This window comes from Marivita sp. (assembly GCF_022763305.1).
Classification (GTDB): domain Bacteria; phylum Pseudomonadota; class Alphaproteobacteria; order Rhodobacterales; family Rhodobacteraceae; genus Marivita.
Map to the genome: position 1 here is coordinate 18,855 of NZ_JALEGT010000020.1, position 8,200 is coordinate 27,054.

At 60.4% G+C, this 8,200-nt stretch carries 8 protein-coding genes; 1 reads left to right on the plus strand and 7 read right to left on the minus strand.

The features are described 5' to 3' along the window. Window positions 1-4 precede the first annotated feature (4 nt). Window positions 5-2,272, minus strand: a complete 2,268-nt coding sequence (locus MRY75_RS03965) for an FAD-dependent oxidoreductase (protein WP_292305851.1) — start codon at window positions 2,270-2,272, stop codon at window positions 5-7. A gap of 110 nt (window positions 2,273-2,382) precedes the next feature. On the opposite strand from MRY75_RS03965, the gene MRY75_RS03970 reads away from it, so the two are divergent. After that, window positions 2,383-3,291, plus strand: a complete 909-nt coding sequence (locus MRY75_RS03970; protein WP_292305852.1) for a LysR substrate-binding domain-containing protein — start codon at window positions 2,383-2,385, stop codon at window positions 3,289-3,291. 375 nt (window positions 3,292-3,666) lie between these two features. Here the strand turns inward: MRY75_RS03970 and MRY75_RS03975 are convergent, their stop codons facing one another. From MRY75_RS03975 to MRY75_RS04000, 6 genes are all read right to left on the minus strand, one after another. Continuing rightward, a complete protein-coding gene (locus MRY75_RS03975) occupies window positions 3,667-4,746 on the minus strand; it encodes a type IV secretion system protein (protein ID WP_292305853.1) in 1,080 nt (359 codons plus the stop codon). Window positions 4,747-4,752: 6 nt separating this feature from the next. Next, complete coding sequence (locus MRY75_RS03980; protein ID WP_292305859.1) at window positions 4,753-5,154, minus strand: hypothetical protein; 402 nt, start codon at window positions 5,152-5,154, stop codon at window positions 4,753-4,755. After that, window positions 5,154-5,333 carry a hypothetical protein gene (locus tag MRY75_RS03985; protein ID WP_292305854.1) on the minus strand — a complete coding sequence of 60 codons (180 nt, stop codon included), beginning with the start codon at window positions 5,331-5,333 and terminating at the stop codon, window positions 5,154-5,156. Before MRY75_RS03985 ends, MRY75_RS03980 begins: the two co-directional genes overlap by 1 nt. Further along, entirely contained in the window at window positions 5,320-6,318 is a 999-nt protein-coding gene (locus tag MRY75_RS03990) for an ATPase, T2SS/T4P/T4SS family (protein ID WP_292305855.1), read from the minus strand. Before MRY75_RS03990 ends, MRY75_RS03985 begins: the two co-directional genes overlap by 14 nt. A 2-nt stretch (window positions 6,319-6,320) precedes the next feature. Continuing rightward, window positions 6,321-7,712, minus strand: a complete 1,392-nt coding sequence (locus tag MRY75_RS03995; RefSeq protein ID WP_292305856.1) for a TrbI/VirB10 family protein — start codon at window positions 7,710-7,712, stop codon at window positions 6,321-6,323. Continuing rightward, window positions 7,709-8,200: TrbG/VirB9 family P-type conjugative transfer protein (locus MRY75_RS04000; RefSeq protein ID WP_292305857.1), on the minus strand; the 492-nt coding region annotated here is incomplete at its 5' end. The genes MRY75_RS04000 and MRY75_RS03995, both read right to left, overlap by 4 nt.

Here is an 8,200-nt window from a genome sequence, read left to right on the forward strand (position 1 = left end):
GTTCTCAAGTCGCCGAAACAGGTTCAGCGGGGTGCCATGTGTTCATCAGTTGCACTTCCAGGCCTTCGGTCGGCGTACCGGCCTCGACAAAGCCAAGCGCGTAACCTGCCCCGCTCAGATGCCCCCAACTTCCCGAGGTCGTGGCCCCGACAACGCGGCCCGATTTATCGCGGATCGGTTCGCGGCCAAGCGGTGCGCCGCGTTTGGGGGTGACCCGCAGGTGAACGAGTTTGCCGGACCGCGCGTCTGCCGGATCGGTTTCCCGGTTCCACTCGGTCGGCCAGGCAGGCAGACCCTGTTCGACGCGCAGCGCCTCAAGCGCCCTGGCACCAATCAGCCCGATGCCTTGGGTTTCCAGTGTCAGGAAGACGCGGCGCAACTGTTCGGCTGGACAAGTCAGGCTCCATCCCGGCAAACCAAAAGCATTCAACGGAGCGATGCGCACGGGTGTCAGACCAATGGTCGTATAGCCATATGCGCCGCCCAGTTGGGCCAAGGCATCCTCTGCCCCCTTGCCAAAGACATGCAGTCCGCCCAATCGTCCGGTCAGGTTTTCGACAGACACATCCGGCGCGTCAGCGACTGCGCGCTGCAGCAGATCCCAGGCATAGGTCTCGGCTTGCGCGCCACAGGTCAGCAGGAAACTACCCGCAGCTTCTGCGTGGATGGTGAATTCGGCGACAACGCCCCCACCGGGGCTCTTCATGTGGACAAGATTTGTCTCCGTTTCCGCTGGGATCGAACCGGAAAGACAGTTTGCCAACACGGCTTGTGTGCCGGTTCCTTTCACCCGAAACCTCGCCATGGAACTTGTGTCGACAAGAACTGGCCCATTCCAGGGGCGCTGGCATTCGGCGCCGACAATCTCAAACCAATTGGCCCGGTCAAACGATCCGACCTCTTCGCGCTCCATGCCTTCAGGCGCAAACCAGTTGGGACGCTCCCAACCCGCTAAGGCACCAAAGATCGCGCCACGGGCGGCGAGCAGATCGTGCAGCGGCGAACAGCGCAAACCGCGACCGGCCTGCAACTCTTCGCCCGGTTTGGGCAGCAGGTAGGTATGCTCATAAGCCTCTTCGACCTTGCGCGCGGACCATTTGCGGCCTGCCCAGGCACCAAAGCGACGACTGTCGCAGGACCACATGTCGATCGACGGTTCACCCTCCACGATCCATTCGGCCATTTGCCAGCCAATCCCGCCAGCCAAGGTGATGCCGAACGGATTGCCCTCGGCCAGCCAGAGGTTTTTCACACCTTCCGCCGGGCCACAGGTCGGAAGATCGTCCGGCGTATAAGGCATGGGCGAGTTGATGATGCTGTGGAGACCCAGTTCTTCCAGAACTGGCAACCGCTCCATCGCGCGTTCAAAGAACGGCAGCAACTTGTCTAACTCGTCCGGGAGCGGGTCGCGGCCATGGCTTTCGGGGACATCGTCGACAAACATCGCTTCGCCGCGCCCGTCATAGGCCCCCATGAGCAGGCAATCGCCCTCTTGCCGGACATAAAAGCTCTGTTCAGGGTCACGAAAGACCGGCAGTTCGGGCAGCCCCGCCTTGCGCCGCTCGGTCAGGGCCGCAAAGGGTTCGGTGATGACATATTGGTGGCGCACCGGCACGGAATGGCTGTCACGGCCCAGCATCCGGGCGGTGCGTTGCGAGAAATTGCCTGTGGCACTGACAACATGCTCGGCCTCAATCACTCCATGGGAGGTCTTCACGATCCATCCGTCGCCCTCTTGTGTCAGGCCCGACACCTCACAACCGCGCCGGAACTGCACACCTTGCTGGCGCGCTCCTGCCGCCAGGGATTGGGCCAGATCGGCTGGCGAGGCATAGCCATCGTCCGGATTGAGGATCGCGCCAAGAAGCCCCTCGGTTTCGAGGAAAGGATAGATCTCGGCAACTTCACCCGCGCTCAGCAGCCTGGCGTTCACGCCGGTCGCCGCCGCCACATCCATGTAACGGTGAAACTCGTCCAGCCGCGCCGGATCGGTCGCCAGTCGCATGTTGCCGCATTGATGGAACCCCGGCACCATGCCGGTTTCCGCCTCAAGCGTCGGATAGAGGTCAACACTGTATTGGTTCAGCTTCGAAACGGTTGGGTCGAGCGTGTAGAGGATGACGTTGCCAACCGCGTGGGTGGTGGCCCCGGCGGTCAACTCATCGCGTTCACACAGGATGACATCGCTCCAGCCCTTTTTCGCGAGGTGGTAGGCGATGGAGCATCCTATGACGCCGCCGCCAATGATGACAACCTTTGCTTGTTCCGCCATCGCCTCCTCCTAAGTCGGACCTCGAATGGTCAATGATTAGACGAATTGGCGGATCGGGAATAAACGAGTAATCTCCATGATAGGTATGAATCAGATGCATGGTGTGTCATATGGCGAGTAAACTCCCACCCCTATATCCTTTGCGCGCCTTCGAGGCTGCGGCCCGACATATGAATTTCACCCATGCCGCACGGGAATTGTCCGTGACGCAAAGCACCATCAGCCACGAGGTAAAGGCGCTTGAGGAGTATTTCGGCCTGTTGCTGTTCAAGCGGGCTCGCTCCGGCCTGTCCCTAACCGCCGAAGGTCGCCGTCTGGCAGAAGTCGCGCAAACCGCCTTCTCTTCTCTGGGTCAGGTGGGGAGTGGCTTAGCTGAGTTCTCGATCTCGGGAACGATCACGGTTGCCGCCCCGCCGATCTTTGCTCTTGGTTGGCTGATGCCACGCATAGCGGCGTTCAGCCGGGATCATCCGGATATCGCGTTCCGCTTCGTGAACCTGACCGAAAAGCGGCCCGAATTGCTTAAGGAATCCGATATCACGATCCTTTGGGAAAAGAGCCTGCCCAACGGGGTTGATGGACAAAAACTGTTCGAGGTGAGCTTGTCGCCTGTTGCCAATCCCGCGACCGTCGGGCTTCGTCGTTCAAGCCCGCCACCGGAAAACCTACTGTCGCACCGCCTTCTGCACGAATCTGACCTGTCGGGCTGGCGCGGTTGGTTTGACCTGGCGGGGCTGGACTTTCCGGAAAGCAAAGCGTCATGGGTGTTCGACGACCCGGCCCTGATGATCGACGCCGCTGCAAAAGGGTATGGCATTGCGTTGGGATCATTTCCCCTCAATGACGACCTTGTGGCCGAAGGGAAGCTGATCAAACCCTTCGATTTGGATCTCGATACCGGACGGTCATACTATTTGGCTACATCCGGCCCGGCTACGCCGCGCCGTGCGGTACGATTGTTTGCAAATTGGCTCGCGAAACAGACCGAGGATTTCGATCGCCGCTCAGAGCCGAAGTGATTGGTCAGTTCCGCCAATAGCATTAGGTGGAGCACGCTTTACTGTTAGCGGCGGAAACGCCGAATAACTTCAATCGATTGACGGAATCTGATTCCAGGGCAGGAGCTCTTTGAGCCTCTCATTGGGATGACCACGGGCGATGTGTTCGAGGGTTGTTTGGGTAAGTCCGGCCGTTTCCAGTTTGAGGGTACGCGGCGAACGATCAATTTGAAATTCTGCAAAAATCTGCACAAAATAATTTCCGGAATTGGGAAACTTACTGCACCGCCGCGAGCGCGCGGAAAATCTGCACCTGCAGCATGCGCGAAAACCAACGTCTGGAGGGTCCGCGCACTACCTATTTTCGGGCCGCGTACCGAATGTGGGCATGGCCAACTACCGGCGTCCCAAACGTCCGAGTCTTGCAAGCTGCGTCAGCATTCTCGCGCCGGTCCCTTGCGAGTTGTTGGACGGCGCTGGCGTTGGCCCTTCGGCCGAATTCGGTCGCGTGGGAAGCGCTTGAACCCCCAGAAACTGCCTCGCGCGAAGTGCCGCATACTCCGCCCCGGTTGCTCCACCTATCGCATAACGATTGTAGACCTGCTGGCTGCCTGCGAGCCCCCGGGCGAAGGCATAACTTCCACCAAAGCCCGCCGAAAACGCTGGCATCATGATGTTTCCCGACACCGCACGGACAATGAATGGCGTGGCGATGATGAACCCTTTGGCCATCAACACCATCATGAAGAACGGGATAAGCGCCCCGATGTTCGATGCGCCCCCTGGGTCGCCAAGCTCGGCCAAGAGGGCGCGCGAAACACCAGTGATCGTCGCGAACACGCCTGCGACAACGATCGGATACATGGCGAATGAAACCAGCGCTGAGAGCCAGCGGGCGAAATAGTCCTTGGTAACTTCGAAGAGAGTGAGGAAGATCATGACCGGCGCAATCCCGATCAGGAGCGCGATCATCAGGCGAGACGCGACCACGATGAAGGCGGCAAGGCCTCCGAGGATTGAGAGGAACAAGACGCCGAGGGTGTCCAGGAGCGCGCCTGCCATCCAATTCAGTTCAGACCCGGCTGCATTCAGATAGTCGCCGAGCGCGGCTATTAGGTCGTCGAATTCCTCGGCGAAGGTGCCACTTGGACCCGGCGTGCCGCCTCCGACTGATGCGACCAGCGATCCCGCAATACTGTCGATGCCGTTCAGTATTGCCGACGCGAGCCCGTTGAATTGCACCCAGTTTGTCGCAAAAACACCTATCAGCCCGACCTTCACAGCGAGCCAGAAGGCTGTTCGACCATCCATCGCTCGGTACTGGTATATCATGTTGATCCAAACAAGAATGACCACGAGCGTCGTTCCCACGACCAGTAAAGCCCCTACCGTCGCGGCTACAGCGCCGAACTGTGTCTCGGCGGCAGTGTCGAGGTAACCCTCGGCGGTTTCCACGAAGTAGGTGACGACGCTCATGATCCGCTACCAGTTCCCGGCGGTTTCACAGATCGGCATGGCCTCTTTCCGGAATTCGTTTGCCTGCCGGCGATACTCTTTGGTGGCTTCGACAACGTCCCAGTATTCTGCCGCGGCGAAGCGTTCGAGATACACACTTTCAGCGGCGTCCCACGCTGGGTAACGGGTCGCGCATTCGCAGCTTTGTGCGTCGACGATGCGCTGCATGCTTTCCGCCCGATAGATTTGCTGGACGATTAGGCGTTTGTAGGATTCTCGCACCTCGATATTCTGCATCCATTCCGGTTCCGGGGGCTGGTCCGGACAAACGTCAGGCTTATTGTCCAGCGTCGGGACCAGATTGCGTTCGGCTGAATCTGGAGCGGCGAAACACAGTGCCAATCCGCAGGCGGCAGCAATGGCTCGCATCACGTCGATGTCTCGGTGATTTCACGTTTGACGAACGTCGTATAACCGTAGTCGCCAGCTTCGGCGGTGATGACCTCCCAACATTCCGCACCGCGTTCGTTCAGGATGCGCCGCATCTCGCCATAGTCTTTCTGCTTCTTCACTTCGAAGAACAGGATGTCGTACTCAAACCGTTTCATGGGTCATGCCTCCGCTGAGATCGGTTCCGGGGAGATAGAATTCGGTGATGCCGCGTTGGCCGCCTTCACGGCCTGCCTGGATGATCACGTCGATCGAACTTTCGATGTATTGGACCATGTCCTGATAGGTCATGGGGATCTCGGTCTTGAGCGCGGCAATGGCGAGCCTTTGGACGGCAAGCTGTGGCGTCTCGGCATGGAGCGTCGTCATCGAGCCGCCGTGACCGGTATTGATCGCCTCGAGAAAGGTCATGGCCTCCTTGCCTCGCACCTCGCCGAGGATGATCCGGTCGGGGCGCATGCGCAGCGTCGCGGTCAGGAGCACGTCGGCGGATTGGAATTCCGCGTCCCGGTTAGCGATCAGCGTGACGGCATTAGGCTGGGCCGGGAGCAGTTCGGCGGCTTCTTCAATCGTGACGATCCGTTCCTCATCCGGCACGCAGGAGAGGATTTTCCGGGCCGCGACGGTCTTTCCGGTCGAGGTGCCACCCGAGACGATCATGTTGAGTTTGTTCTCGACGCAGAAGCGGATGGCCTCATAGATGTCGCCTGAAGCCACGACCTCGCGCAGGGCGCGGTTTTTCTCCTGGCGCAGCTCCTCAAGCTTGCGCTCCTCGCCGTAGAGGAAGCGAAGTTCGATCTTATCGAGCGGCAGGCTCGAGAAGAAGCGGAGCGAGATCGACATGCCCGTGAGGACTGCAGGCGGGGTCACGACCTGGGCTCGGATCGGACGGTCGCGATAGGTGATCGAAATCGAGACGATGGGTTTGTCCTTGCTGAGCGTGGTGTTGGCGGAAGACGCGATCTGATTGCCGAGATCGCGCACCTCTGTAATCGACAGGCGCTGATCCAGCCCACGCATGAAATGATCCCCTTGGAATTCGCCCCAGCAGGAGCCGTCAGGGTTGATGCAGATCTCGATCACATCGTCGCGGGCGGCATCCTTCAGCTTGTCGAGCGAGGTCTGGAGATAGGAGAGCGTCATCGTCAGAATATCTCCAGATCGCGGTCGACCATGACCGTGACGCGGGCACCCTGATCGACATAGATGACCGGACCGATGGAGAGATATTCGCCGATCACGCTGTCAGTGGCGTTGGCCAAGTCATCGCCCACATCTTCAAGTACGTCTGCGGTGGTCTCATCCTCTACCTGGGCGGCGGCCACACTCGGGGCGGCCGAGATGATGGAGATCAGCGCGGCGGAACCGAAGCGCTCGTCAAAGCGGGTGTCGACAAATCCGGTGGCGCCCGAGCGACCAAGTTCGTCGCCGCCGTAAGCACTGATCCGGACCGTCTGGTTGTCTGGCAGGATGATCCTGTCCCAGGCGATCGTGACGCGCTTTTGGGCGATCTCGATGCCGGAACGATAACGGCCGATGAGGCGCGAGCCACGGGGGATCAGAAGCCGCGAACCGTCATAGCTGAAGACGTCCTCAGAGATGATCGCCCGGGTCTGACCTGGGAGAGAGCTGTCGAGCGCCGTCTCCATCACGGCCTGGATCATCGTGCCTTGGATGACGGTGTTCGACGGATTGGCGATGACCTCGGCCTGGGTGACCGAGCTCGGCAACGCGCCATTCAGCGCGAAATCCATCACCTCGCCGAAGCTGCGTTCCGTCAACTCGGTCTCACCTGCATTGGCGCCGCCGGTGCCTCCAAAGGCGATGACCGGCGAGCTGATCCGCCGTTCCTGAAACGCGCGTTCTTCTTCGGCTCGTCGCTGAAGTTCTGCCAGCCGCCGCGCTTCCTCTTCGCGGGCAAGGCGCTCAGCTTCCCGCGCGCGCAATTCCTCGTCGGTCGGTCCAGGCGGGGCAGGGGCGGGTGTATTGGCCTCCAGTTGCGCGAGTTCCAGATCCATGCGCAGCTGCTGGAGTTCCCGATCACGTGCTGCGAGCTCTTCCTGGAACTGTGTCTGCGCGTTCTCCGACGCCTCCTGCAGGGCCGCAATTTGTGCCGTCAGTGCATCGATGGCCTCGGCCGCAGCCGTGTCTTCCTCGACGACAGGTTCGGGCGCGTTCTTCAACTCCTCGATCTGCGCCTGCAGGGCCGCGAGTTGAGCGAGCAGCTCTGCATTAGGCTCCGCCGGTTCAGGCTCAATGAGCACGACTTCGGGCCCTGGGGCAGGGGGCGGAACGAAGGGTTCGATCTCGCCAAACCCGTCGCCTTCTGTCTGGAACTCGTCCGGGGTTGCCGTCGGCAGGGCGACCTGTTCTTCGGGTTGCGACAGGACGTATAGCGCAGTGCCACCGGCTGCGATCAGGCCCACGACCCCAAGGGCCAGAATCGGCGAGCGGCGTCTTGGAGTTGGACCATGGCGCGGGTTGCCCTGTTCGAGTGCCGCGAGGCGCCGTTCGAGATCGGCGTTATTGTCGCTCATGAGGTCGCTCCCGCTGGCGGTCTCGCCTCGATGCAGACGACCTCTTCTCCAAGCCGCAGCACCCATTGCCGGTTGACGCCGGAGACCCGGATGACGCCATCCTCGACGGCTCCGGTGTTCACCGTGCGCTCGCGTCGGCCCGCATAACGGAAGATGGCCGGAACCGGCGCGTTTCGCGGGAAGGCGAAATAGGTGAATGTCCCGTCATCCCAAACCCGGGTTGGCGTGAACTCGAGCCGCGCGCTGGCTCCGTAATTGTAGTTCGGGGCGGCGCGGGCGATGGCATTGGCCGGACGGCGATTGTCCTGTGGGTAGCGGAATTGGACCACGTAAAAGGTCGGGCTCGAGACCTCGTTGACGTTGAAATAGTAACTCCGCCGATTGGTGTAGACGTGTTGATTGTCACTGAGAACTGACCCGGTAGCCCTATAAATTGTCACTGAGAATTGACCCATGTGAACACACTTCCCCGACGGTTTTGGTTGGGG